Here is a 25521-nt window from a genome sequence, read left to right as displayed (position 1 = left end):
GCGGCGGAGGCCACACATGACTGAGCGTCAGAAGGACCGGCCGTGGCTCATGCGCACCTACGCCGGTCACTCCACGGCCGAGGCGTCCAACGAGCTGTACCGGCGCAACCTCGCCAAGGGCCAGACGGGTCTGTCGGTCGCCTTCGACCTGCCGACCCAGACCGGGTACGACTCCGACCACATCCTCGCCCGCGGCGAGGTCGGCCGGGTCGGCGTGCCGGTCGCGCACCTCGGTGACATGCGCCGGCTGTTCCAGGACATCCCCCTGGAGCAGATGAACACCTCGATGACCATCAACGCCACGGCCATGTGGCTGCTGGCGCTCTACCAGGTCGTCGCGGAGGAGCAGGGCGCGGACATCACCAAGCTCCAGGGCACGACCCAGAACGACATCGTCAAGGAGTACCTGTCCCGGGGGACGCACGTCTTCCCGCCGGGGCCCTCCCTCCGCCTGACGACCGACATGATCGCGTACACGGTCTCCCACCTCCCCAAGTGGAACCCGATCAACATCTGCAGCTACCACCTGCAGGAGGCGGGCGCCACGCCGGTGCAGGAGATCGCGTACGCGATGTCCACCGCGATCGCCGTCCTCGACGCGGTGCGCGACAGCGGTCAGGTGCCGCAGGAGCGCATGGGCGACGTGGTCGGCCGCATCTCCTTCTTCGTCAACGCGGGCGTCCGCTTCGTCGAGGAGATGTGCAAGATGCGCGCCTTCGGCCGCATCTGGGACCGCGTCACCCGCGAGCGCTACGGCATCGAGAACCCCAAGCACCGCCGCTTCCGCTACGGCGTCCAGGTCAACTCCCTGGGCCTGACCGAGGCGCAGCCGGAGAACAACGTCCAGCGGATCGTGCTGGAGATGCTGGCGGTCACGCTCTCCAAGGACGCACGCGCGCGTGCCGTGCAGCTGCCGGCCTGGAACGAGGCACTGGGCCTGCCCCGCCCCTGGGACCAGCAGTGGTCGCTGCGCATCCAGCAGGTGCTGGCGCACGAGAGCGACCTGCTGGAGTACGAGGACATCTTCGAGGGTTCGAAGGTGATCGAGGCGAAGGTCGAGGAGCTGGTCGAGGCGGCCCTCGCGGAGATCGAACGCATCCAGGAGATGGGCGGCGCGATGGCCGCCGTCGAGTCCGGCTACCTCAAGTCCCAGCTGGTCGCCTCGCACGCCGAGCGCCGGGCCCGGATCGAGTCCGGCGAGGAGAAGATCATCGGTGTCAACGCCTTCGAGGGCACCGAACCCAACCCGCTGACCGCCGACCTGGACACCGCGATCCAGACGGTCGACCCGGCGGTGGAGGCCCGCGTCGTCGCCTCGCTGCAGCGCTGGCGCGACACCCGCTACCAGCCGCCCTTCAACCACCCGCGCCCCTGCAAGGCGCTGGAGAAGCTGAAGGAGGCCGCGCGCGGCACCGGCAACCTCATGGAGGCCACCCTGGAATGCGCCCGGGCCGGCGCCACGACCGGCGAGTGGGCCGGGGCGCTGCGCGAGGTGTTCGGCGAGTTCCGCGCACCGACCGGAGTGTCCTCGGCACCGGTCGCGGTCACCGCGGAGGAGGGCTCGGCCCTGTCGGCGGTGCGCCGCAAGGTGGAACTGACGGCGAAGGAGATGGGCGTCGGCAAGCTCCGCTTCCTGGTCGGCAAGCCCGGCCTTGACGGACACTCCAACGGCGCCGAGCAGATCGCCGTGCGGGCCCGTGACGCCGGGTTCGAGGTGGTCTACCAGGGCATCCGGCTCACTCCGGAGCAGATCGTGGACGCCGCCCTGGCGGAGGACGTGCACGCGGTGGGCCTGTCCATCCTGTCCGGCTCGCACGCGCAGCTGGTGCCGGACGTACTCGAACGGCTCCGTGTGGCGGGTGCCACAGACATCCCGGTGATCGCCGGTGGCATCATCCCGAACGGTGACGCCGAGGAACTGCGGGCCGCGGGAGTGGCCGCGGTCTTCACCCCGAAGGACTTCGACATCACCGGCATCATCGGCCGGATCGTCGACGAGATCCGGAACGCGAACAAGCTCGACCCCCTGGAGGTCCCCGCATGACCACGGTCAACCGTCTCCGCCCCCGGCGCTCCTGCCTGGCGGTCCCCGGAAGCAATCCCCGCTTCCTGGAGAAGGCCCAGGGCCTCCCCGCCGACCAGGTCTTCCTCGACCTGGAGGACGCCTGCGCCCCGCTCGCCAAGCCCGAGGCGCGGCACACCATCGTGAAGTTCCTCAACGAGGGCGACTGGACCGGCAAGACCCGCGTCGTGCGCGTCAACGACTGGACGACCGAGTGGACGTACCGGGACGTCGTGACGGTGGTGGAGGGCGCGGGCCCGAACCTGGACTGCATCATGCTCCCGAAGGTCCAGGACGCCCAGCAGGTCGTCGCCCTGGACCTCCTCCTCACCCAGATCGAGAAGACGATGGGCTTCGAGGTCGGCCGGATCGGCATCGAGGCGCAGATCGAGAACGCGCGGGGTCTCAACAACGTCAACGAGATCGCCCAGGCGAGCCCTCGCGTGGAGACCATCATCTTCGGCCCGGCCGACTTCATGGCGTCCATCAACATGAAGTCCCTGGTCGTGGGCGAGCAGCCGCCCGGCTACCCCGCGGACGCCTACCACTACATCCTGATGAAGATCCTGATGGCCGCCCGCGCCAACGACCTCCAGGCGATCGACGGCCCCTACCTGCAGATCCGCAACGTGGACGGCTACCGCGAGGTCGCGCAGCGCGCCGCCGCCCTCGGCTTCGACGGCAAGTGGGTGCTGCACCCGGGCCAGGTCGAGGCGTCCAACGAGATCTTCTCGCCCTCCCAGGAGGACTACGACCACGCCGAGCTGATCCTGGACGCGTACGACTACTACACGTCGGAGGCGGGCGGCAAGAAGGGCTCCGCGATGCTCGGCGACGAGATGATCGACGAGGCCAGCCGCAAGATGGCCCTCGTCGTCTCCGGCAAGGGACGCGCCGCCGGTATGCGGCGCACCAGCAAGTTCGAGATCCCGGAGGCGTGACGGCCATGCAGTTCGGACGCACCTACGAGGAGTTCGAGGTCGGGGCGACGTACAAGCACTGGCCGGGGAAGACGGTCACGGAGTACGACGACCACCTGTTCTGCCTCCTCACCATGAACCACCACCCGCTCCACATGGACACCAACTACGCCGAGAAGACGACGGACTTCGGCAAGAACGTGGTGGTGGGCAACTACATCTACTCGCTCCTGCTCGGCATGTCCGTCCCGGACGTCTCCGGCAAGGCGATCGCCAACCTGGAGATCGAGTCGCTCAAGCACGTGGCGCCGACCTTCCACGGCGACACGCTCTACGGGCAGACGACCGTCCTCGACAAGTGGCCGTCCAAGTCGAAGGGCGACCGCGGCATCGTCCACGTCGAGACCAAGGGCTACAAGCAGGACGGCACGCTCGTCTGCGTCTTCCGCCGCAAGGTGATGGTGCCGACCGAGACGTACGTCAAGGAGCGCGGCGGCGAGCAGCCGGGCCGCCCCGAGCTGAAGGAACAGGGGAAGTAAGCGATGGCCCGTCTCGCCCAGACCGCCGGTCTGACCGACGTCCAGCAGGAGATCCTCTCCACCGTCCGGGACTTCGTGGACAAGGAGATCATCCCGGTCGCCACCGAGCTGGAGCACCGCGACGAGTACCCGCAGGACATCGTCGACGGACTGAAGGAACTCGGCCTGTTCGGCCTGATGATCCCCGAGGAGTACGGGGGCCTGGGCGAGTCGCTCCTGACCTACGCCCTGTGCGTGGAGGAGATCGCCCGCGGCTGGATGTCGGTGTCCGGCATCATCAACACGCACTTCATCGTGGCGTACATGCTCAAGCAGCACGGCACGCGGGAGCAGAAGGACCACTTCCTGCCCCGCATGGCCGCGGGCGACATCCGGGGCGCCTTCTCGATGTCCGAGCCGGCGCTGGGCTCCGACGTCTCGGCGATCTCCTCCAAGGCGGTGAAGGACGGCGAGGAGTACGTCCTGAACGGCCAGAAGATGTGGCTGACCAACGGCGGTACGTCGTCACTGGTGGCCGTTCTGGTGAAGAGTGACGAGGGTCACCCCGAGGGCACGGCCCCGCACAAGTCGATGACGACCTTCCTGGTGGAGAAGGAGCCCGGTTTCGGCGAGGTCCGCCCCGGCCTCACCATCCCCGGCAAGATCGACAAGATGGGCTACAAGGGCGTCGACACCACCGAGCTGATCATGGACGGCCTGCGCATTCCGGCCAATCGGGTGCTCGGCGGCGTCACCGGCCGAGGTTTTTACCAAATGATGGACGGCGTCGAGGTCGGCCGCGTCAACGTGGCGGCCCGTGGCTGCGGCGTCGCTCAGCGTGCCTTCGAACTCGGTGTCCAGTACGCCCAGCAGCGTCACACTTTCGGCAAGCAGATCGCCCAGCACCAGGCCATCCAGTTCAAGCTCGCGGAGATGGCTACCAAGGTGGAGGCGGCGCATGCGATGATGGTGAACGCTGCACGCAAAAAGGACTCGGGCGAACGAAACGACCTGGAAGCGGGGATGGCCAAGTACCTCGCCTCCGAGTACTGCAAAGAGGTCGTGGAGGACGCCTTCCGGATCCACGGCGGATACGGCTTCTCCAAGGAGTACGAGATCGAGCGCCTCTACCGCGAGGCGCCGATGCTGCTCATCGGTGAAGGCACCGCCGAGATCCAGAAAATGATCATCGGCCGCCGACTGCTCGAAGAGTATCGATTCCAGGGTTAGATGTCCGGATACGGGGTGTTTTCTTGGAGAAGAAGGTCACACCCCGTAGGCAGTGTTCGGCCGCCGACTCGGCTTCCTGGCTTACCCAGTTGCGGCGCGGAGCCGCTACGATCGCCGGAAAGCCGCCGTCCCCCGTCATAGCGCGGCATCATCCGCTACGAAGGTCATCCATGCCCCACAGCCAAACCTCTGCACCTCGCGACAGCCTCGCCGGCGTACGCCTCGCGCGCGGAGCATCGCCGTGGCTTCTGCCGACCGTCGCCACCGCAGCCGTCAGCCTCCTGCGGGCCCGCCGTTCCGGCGCCGCCAAGGCCGTCGCCGTCCCCGCCACCGCGCTCGCGGCGGGGATGCTGTGGTTCTTCCGCGACCCCGAGCGCGAGATCACTCAGGGCCGGGTCGTCTCGCCCGCCGACGGTGTGGTGCAGAGCATCATGCCGTGGAAGGACGGCCGCACCCGCGTCGCGATCTTCATGAGCCCGCTCAACGTCCACGTCAACCGCGCCCCGCTGGCGGGCACGGTGACGTCGGTCGAGCACGTGCCGGGCGGCTTCGTTCCCGCTTTCAACAAGGAGAGCGAGAACAACGAGCGCGTCGTGTGGCACTTCGACACCGAACTCGGCGACATCGAGATGATCCAGATCGCCGGCGCGGTGGCCCGCCGCATCGTCCCGTACGTGCCGCAGGGCACCAAGGTCGAGCAGGGCGAGCGGGTCGGTCTGATCCGGTTCGGCTCCCGCGTCGACCTGTACCTGCCGGAGGGTGTCGAGGTGGATGTCGAGGTGGGCCAGAAGACGGTGGCTGGGGTGACTCGAATTGACCGTGGTTGATCCGCAGACCCAGGCCGGATGGGTGCCGGAGGCCGACGAGGTGGACGACGAGGAGGAGATGCCGCTCTCGCTCCGCCTGTCGATAGCCGACACGCTCACGCTCGGCAACGCCACGTGCGGCTTCATGGCGGTGTACTTCACCACCACCGGCATCCTCATCCCCCACCTCATGGGCAGCGACGAGTCGGGCATGGCCCGGCACAGCGCGGCCACCGCGGTCATCCTGATGCTGTGCGCGGCGATCTTCGACCTGTTCGACGGTCTGGTCGCCCGCAAGCTCCGCTCGTCCCCCATGGGCGCCGAGCTGGACAACCTGTCCGACCTCATCAGCTTCGGACTGGCCCCGGCGTACTTCGTCCTCGTCTACGGCATGGTCGCGGACGACGCCTACCAGCGGGTGGCGGCGGTGGGGGCGATCGTGGTGCTGCTGGCGGTGGTGCTGCGGCTCGCGCGGTTCTCCTGCGTGACGGTCAAGGACGGCACGTTCCAGGGCATGCCGTCGCCGTTCGGCGCGCTGACCGTGGTGTCGATCGTGCTGCTCGAGCTGCCGTTCGTGGCCACGCTGCTGGCGATCCTCGGCACGGCCTGGCTGATGGTGAGCCGGGTGGAGTACCCGAAGCCGCGGGGGCGCCTCGCGGTGGCGATGCTGTCGTGGATCGTCCTGTCGATGGGGCTGCTGGCCGGGTGGGCGTTCGACGCGCCGAGCGGGCAGTTGCTGTTGCAGACGGGGTGTGCGTTGCAGTTGGTGATGGGGGCGGTGATTCCGCTGTTCGCCACCGCTCGCCGGGTGAACAATTTCCGTGACAATCGGCGGGAGGCGCGGGCGGCGCAGTTGCCGTAGCGCTCCGCTGGGAACGGCCCCGGACCCGGGTTGGGTTCGGGGCCCTGTCTTTTTGTGCGCGACCGACGCCGGAGCGGGCGTCCCTGGGGGCTCCGCCCCCAGACCCCCGGGCCTATGCCCACCCACCACCCGACTCGGTGGGGACATGGGTGAGGTTTTCAGCCCGGGACTCGCCTACGCCAGGAAGTCCCGCGCGATCCCTTCCGCCACCCGCTCCAGGATCGGCCCCGCGTCCGCGATGCACTTCGCGACGTCCGGCTCGACATCCGTCAGCGGGTACGCCCGCCGGATCCCCGCCCGCCCCAGCGTCTCCGCGGGCAGCGCGAGACGCCCGCACACCGCGACGACCTCCTTGCCCGCGGCCCGGGCCGCAGCCGCGACGCCCGCCGGTGCCTTCCCGTGCAGGGTCTGCTCGTCCAGCGAGCCCTCCCCGGTGATCACCAGGTCCGCCCGGTCCAGCGCCGGCGCGAAGCCCAGCACGTCCAGCATCACCTCGATGCCGGGCCGGAACCGCGCCCCCAGCAGCATCGCGCCGAACCCGATACCGCCCGCCGCGCCCGCGCCCGGGGACGCGGCGTACTCGGCGGCCCGCGCGCCCACGCCCTCCGTCCGCTCCAGCACCTTCGCGAAGTGCGCGAGGGCCGCGTCCAGGGCCGTCACGTCGTCCGGCGAGGCCCCCTTCTGCGGCCCGTAGACCGCCGGGGCGCCCTTGGGCCCGGTCAGCGGATTGTCGACGTCGCTGGCGAGCACCAGCTCCACGTCGGACAGGCGGGGGTCGAGGCCGGACAGGTCGGCCGAGGCCAGCCCGGCGAGGCCGCCCCCGCCCGGCGCGACCGGCTCCCCGTCCCCGCCCAGGAACCGCGCGCCCAGCGCGGCCAGCATCCCGGCGCCGCCGTCGGTGGTGGCACTGCCGCCGACCCCGAACACGATCGTCCGCGCCCCCGCGTCCAGCGCGGCCCGCAGCAACTCGCCCGAGCCGTACGTGGACGCGGTCAGCGGTGCGAGGACGCCTTCCGGGAGCCGCTGGAGGCCGCTGGCCTCCGCCATCTCCACCACCGCGGTGCCCTCGCGCAGCGCGTACGCCGCCGTCACCCCGTCACCGAGGGGACCGGCGACCCGTACCTCCCGGCGCTCGAACCCGGCCGCGACCGCCGCGGCCACCGTGCCGTCGCCGCCGTCGGCGACGGGCAGCGCCTCGACCTGGACGTCCGGCACGACGCGGCGCAGTCCGGCCGTGACGCGCTCGGCGACCTCGACGGCCGTCAGCGAGCCCTTGAACTTGTCCGCGGCGACGAGTACCCGGCGGGTCCCGTCCACAGCAGCGTCAGCCACCTTGCTCTCCCCTTGCTCTTCGAGCCTTGCGCACGTCAAGGCAGTCGCGCCGCTGCGACCCTAACCGGAGGACGCCCGTGCCGTCATGCCCTGCCCACACCGTGGAACCGGCCGTACGCCCGTCCCGGGAGTGGGCCGGGCCCGGGCGCGGGCTCGTTACGCTTCCGGGATGACCACTGCTGACTACGCCACCTACATCGCCGGTCTGCCCCGTGTCCTCGCCGGTGCCGCCGCGGTCTTCCGGGACGCCGGGGGCCGAGTGCTGCTCGTCGAGCCCAACTACCGCGCGGGATGGACCCTGCCGGGCGGGACCATCGAGTCCGACGCCGGGGAGACCCCGCGGCAGGGCGCGTGGCGGGAGACCCTGGAGGAGATCGGCCTCGACGCGCGGATCGGCCGGCTGCTCGCGGTGGACTGGGCGAGCGGGGCGGGCAGGCCGCCGATCGTGGCGTACCTGTACGACGGCGGGGTCCTGTCGGAGGACGACCTCAAGGCGATCCGGCTGCAGGAGGAGGAGCTGCTGTCCTGGCGGCTGGTGCCGCGCGGGGAACTCGGCGACCACCTGCTCGGTTCCCTGCACGGCCGGGTGCTGGCCGCGCTGGACGTGCTGGCGGACGGCTCCGGCACGGCCGAGCTGGTCGACGGCGTACGGGTCGACCGATAGCCGTTCGCCGTCCCCACCCCGGCGTCCTACCCTCGACCGCATGACCGGCAAGCCCCTCGTCGCCATCCTCAGCGGTGCCGGCGTCTCCACCGACTCCGGCATTCCCGACTACCGCGGTCCGAACGGGCTGTGGCGGCGCGACCCCGAGGCCGAGAAGCTCGTCACGTACGCGTACTACATGGGCGATCCGGAGATCAGGCGGCGCTCCTGGCTGATGCGGCGCGACAGCGCGGCACTGCACGCCGAACCGAACGCGGCGCACCGTGCGGTGGCCGAGCTGGAGCGGCGCGGGGTGCCGGTCCGCGTGCTCACGCAGAACGTGGACGGTCTGCACCAGCTCGCCGGGGTCAGTGCCCGCAAGGTCCTCGAACTGCACGGCACCGCGCGCTCCTACGTGTGCACCGGCTGCGGGGCCCGTGGGCCCATGGCGGACGCCCTCGCCCGGATCGAGGCCGGGGAGGACGACCCGCCGTGTCTGGAGTGCGGCTCCGTCCTGAAGCCGGCGACCGTGATGTTCGGCGAGCGCCTCGACCCGGTGGTGCTGGGCGAGGCGGCCGCCATCAGCAAGGCGTGCCAGGTGTTCGTCGCGGTCGGCACCAGTCTCCAGGTGGAGCCCGCCGCCGGACTGGCACGCGTCGCCGTCGAGCACGGGGCCCGGCTGGTCGTCGTGAACGCGGAGCCCACGCCCTACGACGACCTGGCCGACGAGGTGGTCCGGGAGCCGATCGGCACCGCCCTGCCCGCGCTGCTGCGCGGGCTGGGCTGAGCCGCGACGGTCGCGAGGACGGTCAGAACAGGGTGTCGGCGAGGCGGTCGACCTGGTCGACGTCCGAGGACCAGCAGTAGAGCACGACCTCGTCGGCGCCGATGTCCCGGAAGGCGTCGACGGCGGCGCGGATCTCCCGTGCGGTGGTGAGCAGGCCCTTGGCCATGTACTCGGCGCGTCCGGTGAAGGCGTAGTAGTCGCGGAGGTTGTGCCGGGCCCGCTCCACCGTGGCGTCGGGACCCAGGGCGACGCTCGCCTGGGCGACCAGACGCGGTCGGCCCGGACGCTCGTACGTCCGCCAGACCCCCTCGACCTGGCGGAACAGGCCGGACATCTGCGCGGCGGGCAGCGCGGCGCCGAGGAAGCCGTCGCCGAAGCGGCCGACCCGTTCCAGGGCGGCGGAGGCGAAGCCGCCGAACAGCACCCGCGGCCCGCCGGGTGTGGCGGGGCGGGGTCCGATGGGGCCGACGTCCCCGCCGTAGGGCTCGCCGTTCCAGGTGCGGCGCAGGAGGGTCATCTGCTCGTCGAGGCGGCGGCCCCGGCGGTGCGGGTCGATGCCCGCGGCGAGGCAGTCGTCGGCCCGCCCGCCGACTCCGATGCCGAGGGTGAAGCGGCCGCCCGACAGGCGGTCGAGGGTCGCGGTCTGCTTGGCGAGCAGCGCGGTGTTGTGGAGGGGGGCGATGAGCACCTCGGTCTGCAGGCGGATGCGGGAGGTGGCGCCCGCGAGGGTCGCGAGGGTGATCAGGGGTTCGGGGTTGTCGAAGACGAGCCGGTCGAGCAGGCCGAGCGTGCTGAAGGGGAGCGCGTCGGCGCGCCGAGCCCATTCCGGCAGCAGGGCGGAGTTGTCGACGGGCGGGAGAGCGTGGTCTTCGAAGTCCGGTGAGGGTAACGGGCCCGGCGACGCGCGGGCAACGCGTTTTCGCCGGGGCCGTGTCTAGAACAGCGGCTCCGGTGCCGCCGCGCCGCGTTCGAAGTCCAGCAGCCGCTGCTTGCGCTCCAGGCCGCCGCCGTAGCCGGTGAGGTCGCCGCCGGCGCCGACGACGCGGTGGCAGGGGACGATGATGCCGATCGGGTTGCGGCCGTTGGCGAGGCCGACGGCGCGGGAGGCGGCCGGGTTGCCGAGGACGGCGGCGAGTTCGCCGTAGGTGCGGGTCTCGCCGTAGGGGATCTTCTGGAGCTGCGCCCAGACCGTGCGCTGGAACGGGGTGCCGTTCAGCCGCAGGCCGAGGGTGAAGTCCTTGAGTTCGCCGGTGAAGTAGGCCTCCAGTTGCTCCTCGGTCTCGGCGAAGGGGCGTTCGTCGCGTGCGCCGAAGGTCTCCTCCGGCGGGCGGTGGCGCTGGTCGGTCATGTAGAGGCCGCACAGGGCGCCGTCCTCGGCGACGAGGGTGAGTGCGCCGTAGGGGCTGTCGATCACGGTGTGCTGTTTCACGGGTTTCGCTCCGGCTCCTCGAACGGGCTCGAACGGACTCATAGGTCTCATAGGACTCGTAGGACTCATACGGGCAGGAAGTTGATCGGGTGGTCGTCGGTCGCCCAGAGGTACTGGACGGCGTACGCCCGCCAGGGCCGCCAGGCCGCCGCGCGGGCGGTGAGCGCGGCCGGGGTGGAGGGCAGGCCCAGTTCGGCGGCGGCGCGGCGGATGCCGAGGTCGGTGGGGAGGAAGGCGTCGGGGTCGCCGAGGGCGCGCATGGCGATGACGTCGGCGGTCCAGGGGCCGAAGCCGGGGAGGGCGAGGAGCCGGGCGCGGGTCTCGGCCCAGTCGGACTCGACGCCCAGGTTGAGCGAGCCGTCGGCCAGACGGGCGACCAGGGTGGTGAAGGTGGTGCGGCGGGTGCGCGGCATCGCCAGGGTCTCCGGGTCCACCGCGGCCAGCGCCCCGGTGGACGGGAAGAGGTGGGTCAGGCCGCCCTCGGGGTCGTCCACCGGATCGCCGTGCGCGGTGACCAGGCGGGCGGCGTGGGTGCGGGCGGCGGCGGTGGAGACCTGCTGGCCGAGCACGGCCCGGACGGCGAACTCCGCCTCGTCCACGGTGCGCGGCACGCGTCGGCCGGGGGCCTTGTCGACGAGGGGGGCGAGCAGCGGGTCGGCGCGCAGCTGGTCGTCGATCGCCGTCGGGTCGGCGTCCAGGTCGAGCAGGCGCCGGCAGCGGCTGATGGCGACGGTCAGGTCGCGCAGGTCGCTGAGGGTGAGGCGGCAGGCGATGTGGTCGGGGTTCGGGGTGAGGGCCACGATGCCGTGACCGTACGGGAGGCGCAGGGTGCGCCGGTACGCGCCGTCCTTCCACTCCTCCACGCCGGGTACGGCGGTGGCTGCGAGGTGGCCGAAGAGGTTGTCGGGGTTGAGCGGGGTACGGAAGGGGAGGCGCAGGGACAGGGCGCCGGGGGCGGTGGGCGCCGGGCGGTTCCTGGGGACGCGGGTGCGCAGTTCGCTCGGGGAGAGGGCGTAGACCTCGCGGACCGTGTCGTTGAAGGTGCGGATGGAGGAGAAACCGGCCGCGAAGGCGATGTCCGCCATGGGCAGCGGGGTGGTCTCGATCAGCAGCCGGGCGGTCTGGGCGCGCTGCGCCCGGGCGAGCGCGAGGGGACTCGCGCCCAGTTCGGCCAGGAGCTGGCGTTCGACCTGGCGGGTGCTGTAGCCGAGGCGGGCGGCGAGGCCGGGTACGCCCTCGCGGTCGACGACGCCGTCGGCGATCAGGCGCATGGCGCGGGCCGTGAGGTCGGCGCGCTGGTTCCACTCGGGCGAGCCGGGGCTGGTGTCCGGGCGGCAGCGCTTGCACGCCCGGAACCCGGCCTGCTGGCAGGCCGCCGCGCTCGGGTAGAAGGTCATGTTCCCGGGCTTGGGCGGCACCACCGGGCAGCTGGGCCGGCAGTAGATGCGGGTCGTCAGGACGGCTGTGAAGAACCAGCCGTCGAACCGCGCGTCCTTCGACTGCACGGCGCGCACGCAGCGCTCGGTGTCGGTGTGCATTCCCGTCTGCATACGTCCAGGATGGTGCACCCGCCGGGCTCGGGCTGGCGAGAATCCGACATCGACGTGCCCCGTGCTGCGGTCCCGCGGATCACTCCGGGCGCCACGCCGACTCGCGCAGCAGCCGCAGGCCGTTCAGGCCGACCAGCACGGTCGAGCCCTCGTGGCCCGCGACCCCGAGCGGCAGCGGCAGGTGGCCGATCAGGTCCCACAGGACGAGGACGGTGATGCAGACCCCGGCGACGGTGAGGTTCTGGACGACCAGCCTGCGGGCGCGCCGGGAGAGGTCCACGACGGCGGGTACGGCCGTCAGCTCGTCGCGCACGACGACCGCGTCGGCGGTCTCCAGGGCCAGGTCGGAACCGGCCCGGCCCATGGCGACCCCGGCGTGCGCGGCGGCCAGCGCGGGGGCGTCGTTGACGCCGTCGCCGACGAAGAGCACCTTGTGCCCGGCCCGCTGCCGCTCCCGTACGGCCTCGACCTTGTCCTCGGGCAGCAGTCCGGCGCGGACGTCGGTGATGCCGGTCGCGTCGGCCACGCGGGCGGCGGCGGCCGCGTGGTCACCGGTGAGCAGGGCGGGGGCGGTGCCGGTGAGGGCGGTGAGGCGGGTGGCGGCCCGGGCCGCGTCGGCGCGGAGGCGGTCGGTGAGGGCGAGGGTGCCCAGGAGGGTGCCGTCGCGGGTGACGCGGACGGTGGTCTCGGCGCCCGCGGCGCCCTCGGTGGGATCGGCGCGGCCGACGTGTACCGTGCGGCCGTCGATCACGGCCGTCACTCCGCGGCCGGGAGCCGCCGTGAAGTCCTCCGCGGGTGCGATGGTCAGGTGCCGGGCGCGGGCGGCGGCCACGATCGCGCGGGCCAGCGGGTGCTCGCTGGGGTGCTCGGCCGCGGCGGCGAGGGCGAGGAGGGCGTCCTCGTCCACGCCGCGACCGGGCAGCGGGCGTACGGCGGTCACCTCGGGGGTGCCCTCGGTGAGGGTGCCGGTCTTGTCGAGGGCGGCGGTGTCGATCTCGCCGAGGCGTTCCATGGCGACCGCCGACTTGACCAGGACGCCGTGCCGTCCGGCGTTGGCGATGGCCGAGAGCAGCGGCGGCATCGTCGCGAGGACGACCGCGCACGGCGAGGCGACGATCATGAAGGTCATGGCGCGCAGCAGGGCGTCCGTGAGGTCGGCGCCGAAGGCGAGGGGGATGCCGAAGACCGCGAGGGTGGCGACGACCACGCCGACCGAGTAGCGCTGCTCGATCTTCTCGATGAACAGCTGGGTCGGGGCCTTGGTGCGGGACGCCTCCTCGACCAGGGTGACGATCCGGGCGATGACCGAGTCGGCCGGGTCGCGCCCGACGCGGACGCGCAGCGCGCCGGTGCCGTTGAGGGTGCCGGCGAAGACGTCGTCGCCGGGGCGCTTGAGGACGGGCAGGGACTCGCCGGTGATGGTGGCCTGGTCGACCTCTCCGGCGCCCTCGACGACCGTGCCGTCGGCGCCGATGCGCTCCCCCGGCCGGACCAGGACCAGGTCGCCGACTGCGAGGTCGGCGGTCGGGACGGTCTCCTCGGTGCCTTCTCGCAGGCGGGTCGCGGTGGTGGGCGCGAGGTCGAGCAGGCCGCGCACGGAGTCGGCGGTGCGGGCGGTGGCCAGGGCCTCCAGGGCGCCGGAGGTGGCGAAGATGACGATCAGCAGGCCGCCGTCGAGGACCTGCCCGATCGCTGCCGCGCCGAGCGCCGCCACGATCATCAGCAGGTCGACGTCCAGGGTCTTCTCGCGCAGCGCCCGCAGCCCTTCGAGCGCGGGCTCCCAGCCGCCGGCGGCGTAGGTGAGCGCGTACAGCGGGCCGTACGTCCAGGCGGGGGCGCCGCCGAGGTCGAGGGGCAGGGCCAGGAGGAACGCGACGAGGGACACGAGCGTCCAGCGGGCCTCGGGCAGGGCGAGGACGCGGGTGCGACGGCGGGGCGCCCGGCGGACGGACGCGGGGACCGGGGTGGGGGCAAGCGTGGTGGACACGCGGCACACCATACAGGAACAGATGAAGACTCATTCATGCGTTCATGTGTAGTGAGTAGGATGAACCGCATGGGTCACGGAGCCGCCACCACCGCGCAGGACGCCGCACGCGTGCGGCTGGACGCGGACAACGTCGCCAAGGTCGCCACCACGCTCCAGGCCCTGTCCACCCCCTCCCGGCTGCTGATCCTGGCCCGGCTGCGCGAAGGCCCGCTGCCCGCCACCGAGTTGGCGGCGGAGGTCGGCATGGAGCAGTCCGCCTGCTCCCACCAGTTGCGGCTGCTGCGCAACCTGGGCCTCGTGGTGGGTGAGCGACGTGGCCGGTCGGTGGTCTACGCGCTGCACGACGACCATGTGGCGGGGCTGCTCGACCAGGCCGTGTACCACGTGGAGCACCTGCGGCTGGGGATCAGCGACACGGCTGAGTGAGCAGCCGCCGCATGGTCTCGGCCGCGCGGACGGCGGCGTCCGCGCAGCAGTTGTTGAAGAGCACGTGCAGTTCGTCCGTCTGCCGGGCGGCGCGCCGCAACCGGGGCACCCAGGCGGCGAGTTCGGTCACGTCGTAGTCGTACCGGAAGCGGTCCTCCTTGCTGCCCCTCCCCCAGGCCGCGCTGCGGCCGTGGAACCGTACGACGGCGAGGGAGGGCCGGGTGACCGGCGCGATGGGCGGCAGGGAGCCGGGCAGCCGCTGGGCCATGTCGGTGCCGACGGCCGACGCGCCGAGAGCGGACAGCGACGCGCGGGTGGCCTCCGCGCGCTCCGGCTCCCACCACCCCGGATGGCGGAACTCCACGGCGAGCGGCCACCCCTCGGTACGCAGGGCGCACGCTTCGAGCGTCGCCTCGGCCGGGTCGCCCGGCGCGAACCACGGCGGGAACTGGAACAGCACGGTGCCGAGCCGCCCGGCCTTGCGCAGCGGCTCGACCCCCTCGGCGAAGCGCCCCCACACCTCGTCCAGCAGGCCCTCGCTCGCCCGCCCGCGCCTGAGCGGGCCGGGGTCGGTTCCGCGCAGGTCCGCGGGCAGGGACTCCGCGCGCGTGGGGTGGCCGGTCAGCAGGGAGAACGCCTTGACGTCGAAGCGGAAGCCGTCCGGTGTGCGCTCCACCCACAGCTCGCTGTTGCGCCGGCTCGGCAGCGCGTAGTACCCGGCGTCCACTTCGACGACGGGCAGCCGCGAGGCGTAGTGCCGCAGCCGCCCCTCCGCGTCCCGGCGCCCGCGCGGGTACCAGCCGCTCGCCAGGAGCTGCCGGTCCGTCCACGAACAGGCGCCGACCAGAATGTCACCCATGGGAGCCCGGTTACCCCGGGCTCCCGTCGCGATCCGGGCCTATTCCGTCGCCGTGGGCCGCCGCGAGGCCCGCGTCGCGTCCCGGACGTCGGTGAGCGGGCGCAGCCGGTAGGTGTACGCGTAGTCCCGGTCGGCGAAGAGCTTGAACTCGTCGTGGGTGTGCGCGCCCCAACTGTTGTCGCCGCCGACACCCATCTGACGGTGGTTCAGGCGCAGGACGACCTCGTCCCTCGGGGTGAGCTGGTAGTCGTGCCGCACTCCGGCCGAGAGGTCCTCCGGCGTGAAGAAGGAGGCGTTGGCCTCCAGCAGGGGTTCGCCGGAGACGAGCAGGCCCACGCCGTTGCGGTCGGTGAGGGCGATCCAGCGGACGTCGGTCTTGTTGCCGTTCTCCTGCGGGCGGATGTACGGGGTCCACTGCTCGGCGACGGTCCCGGAGTACCGGCCGACGTCCGTACCGTCGTTGCGGTCCCAGTGGTTCTCCTCGGGGCCGCGGCCGTACCAGTGCACGCGGTCCAGGCTCCGCGGCAGGAACAGCATCGTGCCGACCTCGGGGATGTAGGGCAGGTCGGCGGCGCCCGGGTGCAGGGTGTTGTCGACCTTGACCTCGCCGTTGCCGAACACCGTATAGGTGGCGGTGTACGTGGACTTGACCGAGGTGGGGAGCGTGCCGCTGACCTTGATCTCGACGGCCCGGTCGCCGAGCGCGCGCACGGCGATGCCGGTGACCTCGCGGCGGGCGCCCGCGTCGCGCCAGGTCTGGTTGCGGGTGTGCTGGCCGTTGCCCTTGTCGTTGTCGGTGGGCGCGCGCCAGAAGTTGGGCACGGGCCCGGAGGTGATCAGCCGGGTGCCCTTCGCCTCGTAGGAGGTGAGGGTGCCGGTGCGCTTGTCGACGGTGACCGAGAAGCCCTTGCCGCTGATCCTGACGTCCTGCTCGCGGTCCTCGTGGCGCAGGGCCGGGACACTCTCCAGAGGGGCCGGGCGCACGGCGGGGGCGCCGCTCTCGACGGGGAGCTGCTGCCGGGCCACCTCGAACCCGGCCTTCGCCCACGGGGTGGACTCCTTGGTGGTGAAGGAGAGGTGCAGGAAGTACTCGGTGCCCGGGGCGGGGCGGTCCGGCAGGCGTACGGGGACGGTGATGTCCTTGCTGGAGCGCGGGGCCACGTCCAGCTGGTCCCGGGTCAGCTTCCCGCGCCGTACCACCTCGCCGTCGGCGACGAGTTCCCAGTGGCCGTCGAACTCGCGCAGGCGGGTGAAGAGGTACTCGTTGGTGAGGGTGACCGCGCCGGGTCCGCCGCCGGAGGTGCGGGCGGCGTTGATCGCCTGGTAGACGCGCTTGACCTCGGCGGCCTTGCCGGTGTGGCCGCGGTCGGCGGTGACGATGCCGTCCGCGACGAAGGCGCCGTCGTTGGGGTTGTCGCCCCAGTCGCCGCCGTAGGCGAGGAACGTCTTGTCCCCGGGCCGCTTCCGCTCGCTCTTCACGGTGGCGGCGTCGAACCAGAACCGCACGCCGTCGTCGCCGGGACCGCGGCTGTCGGAGGCCAGTTCGGCGGCGCCGAGGGCGCGGGCGTAGACGCGGGCGCGGCGGATGGTGCCGCTGAACTCCCTTACCTGGTTGTCGGCGTCGGTGGCGAGCGCGAGGGGCGCGGTGTTGCTGCTGGGGCGCCGGTCGGTGGTGCGGGTGGCCCGTTCGACGCCGTCGACGTAGAGGGTCAGGGTCCCGGCGTCGGCGTCGAAGACGCCCGCGAGGTGGTGCTCGCGGCCGGTCCAGTCGTCCGGCACGGTCCACGTCGCGGTGATCCACTGGCCCGCGGAGTGGATGACGAACTCCAGGGTCCGGCCGTTCTGCTTGAGCGCGTACTGGGTGTCGCCCTTGGCGAGGATCGGCTGGTGGTAGCCCGTCACGTGCGGGGTGACCCAGGCCTCCAGGGTCAGTGAGCCCGTGAGGTCGAGGCTGTCGTCGCGCTCGAAGACGGTGATGCCGGACAGGCCCTTGTCGCGGTCGAGGGTGCCGCGGGTGGCGAGGATCTCGCCGCGCAGCCCGGCGGGCCCGGCCTCGGTGAGCAGCGTGCGGGCGGGCACGGGCTCGTAGAGGGACTGGTCGACGAAGTCCCAGATCCAGCCGCCCTGGAGCACGTCGTACCGGCGGACGATGTCCCAGTACTTCTTGAAGTTGCCGGTGGAGTTCCCCATCGAGTGGGCGTACTCGATCATGACGTACGGCCGGGTGTCGGAGGTGTCCTTGGCGCGCTGCTCGACGCGCTGCGGGCTGTCGTACATCTCCGAGCGGATGTCGCTGACGCCGGGGCGGTCGTCGCCCTCGTACTGGATGACGCGGGTGTCGTCGTAGGAGCGGATCCAGTCGTGCATGGCGGTGAAGGTGGAGCCACCGCCCGCCTCGTTGCCCAGCGACCAGATGACGACCGAGGCGTGGTTCTTGTCGCGGTGCACCATGTTCTGGGCGCGCGCCACGCAGGCGGCGGTCCAGTCGGGGTGGTCGCCGGGGTACTCGTCGCGGATGCCGTGGGTCTCCAGGTTGGTCTCGTCGACGAGGTAGAGGCCGTATTCGTCGGCCAGTTCCAGCCAGTACGGGTTGTTGGGGTAGTGCGAGGTGCGGACGCTGTTGATGTTCATCCGCTTGATGATCCTGATGTCCTCGACCATGTCCTCGCGGGTGAGCGCGGTGCCGCGGGAGGGGTGCATCTCGTGGCGGTTGGTGCCGCGGAAGGACACCGGCTCGCCGTTGATCCGCATCAGCCCGTCCTTGAGCGCGAACTCGCGGAAGCCGACCCGGTGGGACACGGTCTCGGTCACCTTGCCCGCGGGGTCCCGCAGGCGCAGGACGGCCGTGTAGAGGTTGGGGTGCTCGGCCGACCAGAGCGCGGGCTTCGGCACGGCCTTCGCGGCCCGTACGGTGACGTCCTCGCCGGCGCGGGCCGTGCCGACGTCGACGGGCTGCTCAAGCGGCCGGGACCAGACGGCGTGGCCGCGCGCGTCGTACAGCTGGGTCTCGACGGTGTAGCGCCCGGTGCCGCCCTCGCCGTACGCCCGCACGCTCGCGGTGACGGCCAGTTCGCCGCCGGTGTAGGTGGCGTCGAGGGGGGTGTCCAGCTTGAAGTCGCGCAGGTGGACGGCCGGGGTGGAGTAGAGGTGGACCGAGCGGAAGATGCCGCTCACCCGGATCATGTCCTGGTCCTCCAACCAGTCTCCGTCGGAGTAGCGGTAGACCTCGACGGCGATCTGGTTGGTGCCCGGCTTGAGGTGGTCGGTGATGTCGTACTCGGACGGCGTGTAGGAGTCCTCGTCGTAGCCGACCAGTTCGCCGTTGATCCACACGTAGTGCGCGGACTTGACGCCCTCGAAGTGGAGGAAGGTGCGGCGGCCCTGCCAGTCGCGGGGGACGGTGAAGGTGCGCCGGTACTGGCCGACCGGGTTGTAGCGGGTCGGCGCGGCGGGCGGCTGCGGTTCCTCGCCGAGGCCGTTGGGGCCCCAGTACGGGTAGGTGATGTTCAGGTAGATGGGGAAGTCGTGGCCGTGCAGCTGCCACACGGAGGGGACCGGGATGGTCTCCCAGTCCCCGTCGTCCACGTCGGTGCGGTGGAAGTCGGCGTCGCGGTCCTCGGGGCGGTCGGCGTAGGCGAACTTCCAGCTGCCGTCCAGGCTGAGCCGGTAGGGCGAGCGGGCACGGTCACCGGCCAGCGCCTGCCGGACGTCCGCGTAGGGCGTGAGCGTGGCGTGCGGTGGCTGGGTGCCGAGGCGGAAGACTCCGAAGTCGTTCCACTCCGGGGGCCCGTCGGCGGCCGCCCGGCGTCCGGCCGCCCGCGCCGTGAGGGGCGTCGCGGACAGGGCGAGGGCGCCGAAGACGGCGGCGCCGCCCTCCAGGAGGCGGCGGCGGCTGACGACCGGGCGGGCAGGGCTGGGGGGACGGGCCGGGGACTGGGCGGGTGACACGGGCGAGTGCGGCATGACCGTGGCCTTCCGTGGGCTTCGGGGGCGGCTCAACGCACGGTGCTGTGAGAGCAGTTGCCGTGGGGGTGTATCACAACTGCCGGTGACGCGGCGACTACTGAGTCAGGGGTCACCCTAGAACCCGAACACAACCGAATCAATTACCCCGTCGGTCTTTGTTCGTTCCTGGTGGAGGGGTCTGGGTCAGGGTTGCCCATTCGACGGTGCGCTCGCACCAGCGGTCCAGCAGGACGCGGTCGTGGCCGACGGCCAGCAGTCCCGCTCCGGTCTCGGCCCGGTAGTCCTCCACGACCCGGACCAGGGCGGCCGTGGTCGAGGCGTCGAGCATCGCCGTCATCTCGTCGCACACCAGCCAGCGCGGGCGCAGCACCAGGGCTCGGGCGAGGCAGGCGCGCTGCAACTGGCCGTCGCTGACCTCGTGCGGGCGCCTGGTCAGCAGGTCGGCGGTCAGTCCCACGGTGGCGGCCAGTTCGGCGACCCGGTCGGCGGCCCCTTCCCGTCGGCCGGTGGCGCGCAGCGGTTCGGCGATCACGTCGGCCAGCGCGAGCCGGGGGTCCGCGGAGAGACGGGCCTGCTGGAAGACGACGCCGAAGGCGGTGCGCTGTTCCCGCGGGGCGCGGTGCCGCCAGTGCCGTACGGGGGTGCCGTCGAGGAGGAGTGTCCCGGCGTCGGGCCGGTGCAGCAGGGCCGCGACGCGGGCGAGGGTGGACTTGCCGCAGCCGCTGGGGCCGAGCAGCCCGACCGCCTCCCCCGGCGCGACGGTCAGGGAGACGTCCCGGAACACGGGCGTGTTGCCGCCGTATCCGGCGGTGACGGTGCGCAGTTCAAGCACGGTCGGCGGCCTTTGTGAGTACGGCGTGCGGGTGGTGGCAGGCCACCTGGCCGCGCAACGGGGGCAGGGCGGCGCAGGCGTCGGTCGCCCGGTCGCAGCGGGTGGCGAAGGCGCAGCCGTCGGGGAGGGCGCCGAGTTCGGGCGGCAGGCCCGGGATGGGCGCGAAGGCACGGTCGGGCAGCGCGTCGAGCAGGCCGCGGCTGTAGGGGTGGCGCGGGCCGGGGGTGCCGAAGAACGCGGTGGCTTCGGTGAGTTCGACGATGCGGCCGGCGTACATCACGGCGACGCGGTCGGCGATGCGCTCGGCGGCGGCCAGGTCGTGGGTGATCATCAGCAGGGCACGGCCGTCGTCGGGCCCGGCGCCCCCGCCCTCGGCCTGGTCGACATGGCGCCGCAGCTCGTCGACCGTGCGGTCCACCAGGTCACGGTCGAGCCCGGTGGTCGGCTCGTCGGCGAGCAGCAGGGGCGCGTCGCCGACCAGGGCGAGGGCGGTGGCGGCGCGCTGGGCGAGGCCGCCGGAGAGTTCGTGCGGGTGGTGGTCGAGGTGGTCCACCGGGAACGCGGCGCGCTCGGCGGCGGCCTCCGCTGCCGCGCGCAGGGCCCTGCGGCCGCCGCGGGTCCCGGTGAGTTCCGCGACCGTCTCCTCCAGTTGCGCCCGGATGGTGCGGACCGGGGTGAGGTGGGCGGCCGGGCTCTGCGGGACGAGGCCGATCCGCCGGCCCCGCACCGTGCGGGCGAGGGTCCGCTCGTCGGCGGCGAGCAGGTCCAGGTCGCCGAGGAGCGCGCGGCCCGCGGTCTGCGCGTTGCCGGGCAGCAGCCCGAGCAGGGCGGAGGCGAGGACGGACTTGCCGCAGCCGCTCTCGCCGATCAGGGCCAGGCACTCGCCGGGCGCCACGTCGAAGTGGGCGTCGGTGACGGCGGCGACCCGGCGCCCGCCCGGCATCAGGAAGCGCACCGACAGACCGCGTACCGACAGCACGGGGGCTCGCTCGGTCACAGCATCAGCTCCGATCGGCGACGGGGGTTGATCCGCTCCCGCCAAGCGCCCGCGAGCCCGGCGACGGCGAGGGTGGGCACGATGATGAACAGGCCGGGGAAGAGCGTCGGCCACCACTGCCCGGCGAGCAGCGAACCCCGGGCCTCCTGGATCAGGTTGCCGAGGCTCGCGGTGTGGGTGGGCAGCCCGAGGCCGAGGAAGGACAGCGCCGACTCGTGCCACATGGCGTGCGGCACCATCAGTACGGCGGCCAGCGCGGCCTGCGGCAGCACGCCCGGCAGCAGGTGCCGGACCGTCACCCGCCACCGGGAGGCGCCGCCGGAGACGGCCGCGTCGATGTGCGGACGGGCCCGCAGGGACAGCACCTCGGCGCGGACGATGCGCGCGGTGGACAGCCAGTGGGTGAACGCGACGGAGGCGACCACCGGCCAGACGCCGGGCCGGAACATCGCGACGATGAAGATGCCCAGCAGCAGGTGGGGCACGGAGGAGAAGGCGTCGACCACCCGCATGACGCCCCGGTCGACCCAGCCGCCCAGCGCCCCTGCGGTGGCGCCCACGGCGGTGCCGACGACCGTCGCGGTCAGCGCGGCAGCCACCCCGACGAGCAGCGAGACGCGCAGGCCGTACACGCAGCGCAGCAGCAGGTCGCGGCCGACGTCGTCGGTGCCGAACGGGTGGGCCCAGCTGGGGGCCTCCAGCTTGGCGGCCAGGTCGACGGCCTGCTGGTCGAGCTGCACCAGCGGGGGCACGAGCAGCACGGCGAGCACCGTCGCGGTCAGCAGCACGGCGGAGGTGTGCAGGCGCAGGGTGCGGGTGGAGCGGCGGTCGCCGCCGCGGGAGCGCCACACGGTGCCGGTCTTCCCGGCGGCGACATCAGTCATGGACTTCACATCTCACTGAGCTTCACCCTCGGGTCGAAGAGTCCGTAGAGCAGGTCGGCCAGCAGGTTCCCGGCGAGTACGGCGGCGGTGGCGAGGGTGGTCAGAGCGGCGAGCAGCGGGAAGTCCACGGCCGTGGCGGCCTCGACGGTGGCGGCGGCGATGCCCGGCCAGCTGAAGACGCTCTCCACCAGCAGGGCGCCGGTGATGAGTTCGGGAACGCGGGAGCCGATCAGGGTGAGCACGGGCAGCAGCCCCGAGCGCAGGGCGTGTCCGAGCAGGACGGTGCCCTCCCCCAGGCCGCGGGCCCGCGCGCCGCGCACCGGGTCCTCCGCGAGGGCGTCGGCGACGCCCTGCCGCACGTACAGGGTGAACCAGGGCAGTTGGGAGACGGCGAGGACACCGGCGGGCAGCACGATGTGCCCCGCGACCTGCCCCGGGGTGACCTGTTCGCTGGCGGTGTCGGTCAGACCGCCGGCGGGCAGCACGTCCCACTGGAGGGCGAACAGCCACACGGCGAGCAGCGCGATCCAGAAGACCGGCGCCGCCTCCAGGGTGTACGCGAGGGAGGTGACCGCCCGGTCCAGCATCGAGCCGGGTCGGCGGGCGGCCAGCACGCCGAGGAGCGTGCCGAGGGCCACGGCCACGGCGAAGGCGACGGCGCACAGCAGCGCGGACCAGGCGAGCCGCTCCCCGATGACCTGCGTCACCGGCTGCCGCAGCACGCTGGAGTGGCCGAGGTCGCCGGTGAGCGCGGAGGTCAGCCAGTGCCACCAGCGGACGACGAAGGACTCGTCCACCCCGAGGTTCTCGCGCAGCCGGTCCAGGGTCTCCTGGTCGGCGCCGAGCGCGGCGGTGCCGGCGTACGCCTTGACCGGGTCGAAGGGCGAGGCGGCGGCGATCGCGAACACGCCGAAGGTGACGACGAGGACGACGGGGACGGCGAACAGCGCGCGCCGTCCCGCCAGCCGTGCCATCGCGCCCCAGGGCAGTCGTCGGGCGGGGCGGATCACTTCTTCGGCTGCCAGTCCTGGATGTTCCACCAGGGCCCGCTGGCGAAGCCGTGCTCGTGCGGCTCCAGTTGGGTGGTCAGCCCGTCCCAGCGGTCGGCGAGGACGTAGAGGTGGTCGATGTGGGTGAGGAAGGTGTAGCCGGGGTCCGCCACGAGGGCCTGCTGGATCTTCTCGTAGGCGGCGGCGCGCACCTTCGGGTCCTGGCTGCGGCGCCCGCTGTCGAGTGCCTCGTCCACGGCCGGGTTGTCGTAGTGGGCCATGTTGTTGAAGCCGTCGCCGGCGAGTGCGGAGTGCAGCAGGGTGTAGAGGCCGAAGTCGGGGTCGCCGACGCTGCCGAAGCCCGCGAGGACCGCGTCCGACTTCATCCGCGGCTCGATGACCTCCCAGGTGGCGCCCTCGACCTTCACCTCGATGCCGGCCTTCTTGGCGTCGGAGGCGTAGGCGAGCGCGTGGTCCTGGCGGACCTTGTCGCCGGAGGGGTAGTAGAGGGTGAAGGAGGCGCGCTGTCCGTCCTTGGCGCGGATGCCGCCGGAGCCGGTCTTCCAGCCGGCCTCGTCCAGGAGGCGCTTCGCCCCGGCGAGGTCGTGGGGGCGCTCGATGCCGCTCTCGTACCAGGGGTCGTCGACGGGCAGCGGTCCGTACGCCGGCCGGCCCGCGCCGTCGAGGATCTTGTCGACCATGGCCTGCCGGTCCACGGCGGCGTCCAGGGCCCTGCGGATCGCGCGGTCACCGGTGACCTTGCCGGATGTGGGCAGGGTGACGGCCCGGAAGTCGTAGGACCTGGCCCGGTAGGTCCGCCTGCCGTCGTCCTTCTCGAAGGTGGCGGCGAGGTTGGGCGGCAGGACGGCGCCGTCGAGGTCGCCGGAGCGCAGCCGGGTGGCGCGTACGTTGTCGTCGGCGATGACGGCCATGGTGAACGACTTCACCGCGGGCTTGTCGCCCCAGTAGTGCGGGTTGGCCTTGAAGCCGAGCTTCTCGCCCTTGCTCCAGCTGGTGAGCACGTAGGGTCCGGTGCCGACCGGTTTGGTGTTGAAGTCGCCGGTGTTGGGGTCCTGTCCGCCCGCGATGTGCTCGGGGACGATGGGCAGGACGGTGCGGGCGGCGAAGGGCGTGTAGGGGTACTTGAGCGTGAAGACGACGGTGTCGTCCCCGCTCGCGCGGACGCCCTTGACGGCGTCGAGTTCACTGCGGGCGGTGTTGTTGGTCTTCTCGTCGAGGACGGTGCGGTAGGTGTACACCACGTCCTGGGCGGTCAGCGGTTCGCCGTCGCTGAACTTCACGCCGTCGCGCAGGGTGTACGTGTACGTCCGGCCGCCGTCGGTGACCTTCGGCAGCGCGGTGGCGAGCGCGGGCTTCAGCTTCAGGTCGGTGTCACGGGCGAGCAGCCCGTCGAAGATCTTGGAGTTTCCGTCCTTGCCGTAGCCGAGCAGCGGGCTGAGGGTGTCCGGCTCCGAGGCGACCCCGATCACGACGGACTCGGCCGCCTCGGCGTCGCCGTCCCCGCCCGAGTCGGAGGGCGCGGAGCAGGCGGTCGCACCGGCGGCGAACGCCACCGCGGCTGCGGCACTCCGTATCGGAAGTCTCCGATCGGTCCGACGGGTCCAACGGGTCCGACGGGCTGTCATGTCTCCCCCACGCTTGTTGTCGATGCGGGGCTATTGCACATCACTTGCAATAAAGCGTCAAGCCGGGTGGGAGAGCGCGCTGCGGCGACGGCTCGCGGACTCGAGGGCCCGGGTACGCCTCACACGGAGCCGATGCCCGCTCGGTGGCAACGGGCGGCGAGCCGAGCCGTGCAGGGCTGGCACATCTCCCAGTCGTCCTTTCCGGGGGCGGCCGCGGACACCGAACCGCTGTCGACGACTCCCGCGGCGAGGAAGTCCGCCATGCGCGTGTGGGCAACGGTGTAGGACGGGGCCTGAGAATGTACGTTCCTCCCGCACAGGTCGCAGGTGCCGACGACGGCATGCGGTGTCACGTTGGCCGGCCAGCGCCCGAAGACGTGCTCCCAGGCCGCGGCGGCGAACAGCACACCACCGGACGGGTCCACCGCACCGTTCCCGGCGGGCCGGGAGCCGTGAACCGCGTGGTCCCGCGCCTTGTCGCGGTCGAAGACGAAGAACTCGCCGCAGTCCTCGCAGATGCTCCACGCATGGCGCTGGCTCGCCGTGACGTGCAGGAGTTCGCCGAAATACCGCAACTGCTCCTGCTCGCTGAGCAAGTCGACCATGCCCTTGGTCAGCGAGAAGGCCGATTCCCAGTAGGCCTGGGACAGCACGATCGCCCGCGTCGGGAGGTAGTAGGCGTGCGTGCGCTCGAGCGGGTCGTTGCAACAGTCGCAGAGGCCGACGGCCCCGGTGCCGGCTGTCTTGCGACGGAACAGCCTGTCCTTGATCCACCCCACGGTGCGGCTCCTCT

The 25521-nt window shown here is 72.1% G+C and carries 22 protein-coding genes; 9 read left to right on the top strand and 13 right to left on the bottom strand.

Going from position 1 to position 25521, the window contains the following annotated elements:
• Positions 1-16 precede the first annotated feature (16 nt).
• The 6 genes from ACGH52_RS32095 to pssA all read left to right on the top strand — a co-directional run bounded on the left by ACGH52_RS32095 (position 17) and on the right by pssA (position 6398).
• On the top strand, positions 17-2044 hold the full coding sequence (locus ACGH52_RS32095; protein WP_210976253.1) for a protein meaA: 2028 nt from the start codon (positions 17-19) through the stop codon (positions 2042-2044).
• Positions 2041-3003 (top strand): CoA ester lyase, encoded by a 963-nt coding sequence (locus ACGH52_RS32090; protein ID WP_059302684.1) that lies wholly within the window; start codon positions 2041-2043, stop codon positions 3001-3003. The genes ACGH52_RS32095 and ACGH52_RS32090 overlap by 4 nt, the downstream gene beginning before the upstream one ends.
• 5 nt (positions 3004-3008) lie before the next feature.
• Positions 3009-3521, top strand: a complete 513-nt coding sequence (locus ACGH52_RS32085) for a MaoC family dehydratase (protein WP_059302683.1) — start codon at positions 3009-3011, stop codon at positions 3519-3521.
• A gap of 3 nt (positions 3522-3524) precedes the next feature.
• Positions 3525-4730: an acyl-CoA dehydrogenase family protein gene (locus ACGH52_RS32080; protein ID WP_076977181.1), complete on the top strand. Its 1206-nt coding sequence runs from the start codon at positions 3525-3527 to the stop codon at positions 4728-4730.
• Between the two features lie 170 nt (positions 4731-4900).
• A complete protein-coding gene (locus ACGH52_RS32075) occupies positions 4901-5557 on the top strand; it encodes a phosphatidylserine decarboxylase (RefSeq protein ID WP_059302681.1) in 657 nt (218 codons plus the stop codon).
• Between the two features lie 22 nt (positions 5558-5579).
• Entirely contained in the window at positions 5580-6398 is an 819-nt protein-coding gene (gene pssA, locus ACGH52_RS32070) for a CDP-diacylglycerol--serine O-phosphatidyltransferase (protein ID WP_030178550.1), read from the top strand.
• Between the two features lie 174 nt (positions 6399-6572).
• On the opposite strand, the gene ACGH52_RS32065 is transcribed toward pssA, so the two are convergent.
• The gene (locus ACGH52_RS32065) at positions 6573-7715 is read right to left on the bottom strand and encodes a glycerate kinase (protein ID WP_399946947.1); all 1143 of its coding nucleotides are present in this window, start codon (positions 7713-7715) and stop codon (positions 6573-6575) included.
• Positions 7716-7899: 184 nt separating this feature from the next.
• On the opposite strand from ACGH52_RS32065, the gene ACGH52_RS32060 reads away from it, so the two are divergent.
• Together ACGH52_RS32060 and ACGH52_RS32055 are read left to right on the top strand one after the other, a co-directional pair.
• A complete protein-coding gene (locus ACGH52_RS32060) occupies positions 7900-8394 on the top strand; it encodes an NUDIX hydrolase (protein WP_121700679.1) in 495 nt (164 codons plus the stop codon).
• A gap of 40 nt (positions 8395-8434) precedes the next feature.
• A complete protein-coding gene (locus ACGH52_RS32055) occupies positions 8435-9160 on the top strand; it encodes a Sir2 family NAD-dependent protein deacetylase (RefSeq protein ID WP_121700678.1) in 726 nt (241 codons plus the stop codon).
• Between the two features lie 22 nt (positions 9161-9182).
• Here ACGH52_RS32055 and ACGH52_RS32050 read toward each other — a convergent pair whose 3' ends face one another.
• The 4 genes from ACGH52_RS32050 to ACGH52_RS32035 all read right to left on the bottom strand — a co-directional run bounded on the left by ACGH52_RS32050 (position 9183) and on the right by ACGH52_RS32035 (position 14138).
• A complete protein-coding gene (locus tag ACGH52_RS32050; protein ID WP_399946944.1) occupies positions 9183-9995 on the bottom strand; it encodes an LLM class flavin-dependent oxidoreductase in 813 nt (270 codons plus the stop codon).
• Positions 9996-10094: 99 nt separating this feature from the next.
• Positions 10095-10589 (bottom strand): methylated-DNA--[protein]-cysteine S-methyltransferase, encoded by a 495-nt coding sequence (locus ACGH52_RS32045; protein WP_121700676.1) that lies wholly within the window; start codon positions 10587-10589, stop codon positions 10095-10097.
• Positions 10590-10654: 65 nt separating this feature from the next.
• The gene (locus ACGH52_RS32040) at positions 10655-12127 is read right to left on the bottom strand and encodes an AlkA N-terminal domain-containing protein (RefSeq protein ID WP_399946941.1); all 1473 of its coding nucleotides are present in this window, start codon (positions 12125-12127) and stop codon (positions 10655-10657) included.
• 91 nt (positions 12128-12218) lie between these two features.
• Positions 12219-14138 carry a heavy metal translocating P-type ATPase gene (locus ACGH52_RS32035; RefSeq protein WP_193777434.1) on the bottom strand — a complete coding sequence of 640 codons (1920 nt, stop codon included), beginning with the start codon at positions 14136-14138 and terminating at the stop codon, positions 12219-12221.
• A gap of 57 nt (positions 14139-14195) precedes the next feature.
• Between ACGH52_RS32035 and ACGH52_RS32030 the strand changes: the two genes are divergently transcribed.
• A complete protein-coding gene (locus tag ACGH52_RS32030; RefSeq protein ID WP_121700950.1) occupies positions 14196-14555 on the top strand; it encodes a metalloregulator ArsR/SmtB family transcription factor in 360 nt (119 codons plus the stop codon).
• Here the strand turns inward: ACGH52_RS32030 and ACGH52_RS32025 are convergent.
• The 8 genes from ACGH52_RS32025 to ACGH52_RS31990 form a co-directional block, all read right to left on the bottom strand.
• Positions 14536-15414: a DUF72 domain-containing protein gene (locus ACGH52_RS32025; protein WP_121700947.1), complete on the bottom strand. Its 879-nt coding sequence runs from the start codon at positions 15412-15414 to the stop codon at positions 14536-14538. The two genes, ACGH52_RS32030 and ACGH52_RS32025, sit on opposite strands and share 20 nt — an antisense overlap.
• Before the next feature lie 39 nt (positions 15415-15453).
• Positions 15454-19377: a glycoside hydrolase family 2 TIM barrel-domain containing protein gene (locus ACGH52_RS32020; RefSeq protein WP_399944405.1), complete on the bottom strand. Its 3924-nt coding sequence runs from the start codon at positions 19375-19377 to the stop codon at positions 15454-15456.
• A 139-nt stretch (positions 19378-19516) separates the two neighbouring features.
• Positions 19517-20212 carry an ABC transporter ATP-binding protein gene (locus ACGH52_RS32015; protein ID WP_399944402.1) on the bottom strand — a complete coding sequence of 232 codons (696 nt, stop codon included), beginning with the start codon at positions 20210-20212 and terminating at the stop codon, positions 19517-19519.
• Positions 20205-21209 (bottom strand): ABC transporter ATP-binding protein, encoded by a 1005-nt coding sequence (locus tag ACGH52_RS32010; protein WP_399944399.1) that lies wholly within the window; start codon positions 21207-21209, stop codon positions 20205-20207. Before ACGH52_RS32010 ends, ACGH52_RS32015 begins: the two co-directional genes overlap by 8 nt.
• The gene (locus ACGH52_RS32005; RefSeq protein ID WP_399944396.1) at positions 21206-22093 is read right to left on the bottom strand and encodes an ABC transporter permease; all 888 of its coding nucleotides are present in this window, start codon (positions 22091-22093) and stop codon (positions 21206-21208) included. Before ACGH52_RS32005 ends, ACGH52_RS32010 begins: the two co-directional genes overlap by 4 nt.
• Positions 22094-22098: 5 nt before the next feature.
• Positions 22099-23067, bottom strand: a complete 969-nt coding sequence (locus tag ACGH52_RS32000) for an ABC transporter permease (RefSeq protein ID WP_076977170.1) — start codon at positions 23065-23067, stop codon at positions 22099-22101.
• 32 nt (positions 23068-23099) lie between these two features.
• Positions 23100-24728 carry an ABC transporter substrate-binding protein gene (locus ACGH52_RS31995; protein WP_399944393.1) on the bottom strand — a complete coding sequence of 543 codons (1629 nt, stop codon included), beginning with the start codon at positions 24726-24728 and terminating at the stop codon, positions 23100-23102.
• Positions 24729-24847: 119 nt separating this feature from the next.
• Complete coding sequence (locus tag ACGH52_RS31990) at positions 24848-25507, bottom strand: hypothetical protein (RefSeq protein WP_399944390.1); 660 nt, start codon at positions 25505-25507, stop codon at positions 24848-24850.
• Between the last annotated feature and the right edge of the window lie 14 nt (positions 25508-25521).

The sequence above is a fragment of the Streptomyces sp. BBFR25 genome (assembly GCF_044590125.1).
GTDB lineage: Bacteria > Actinomycetota > Actinomycetes > Streptomycetales > Streptomycetaceae > Streptomyces > Streptomyces canus_D.
The sequence above is the reverse complement of the archived record's forward strand: the minus strand, read 5'-3'. Positions and strand labels throughout refer to the sequence as shown.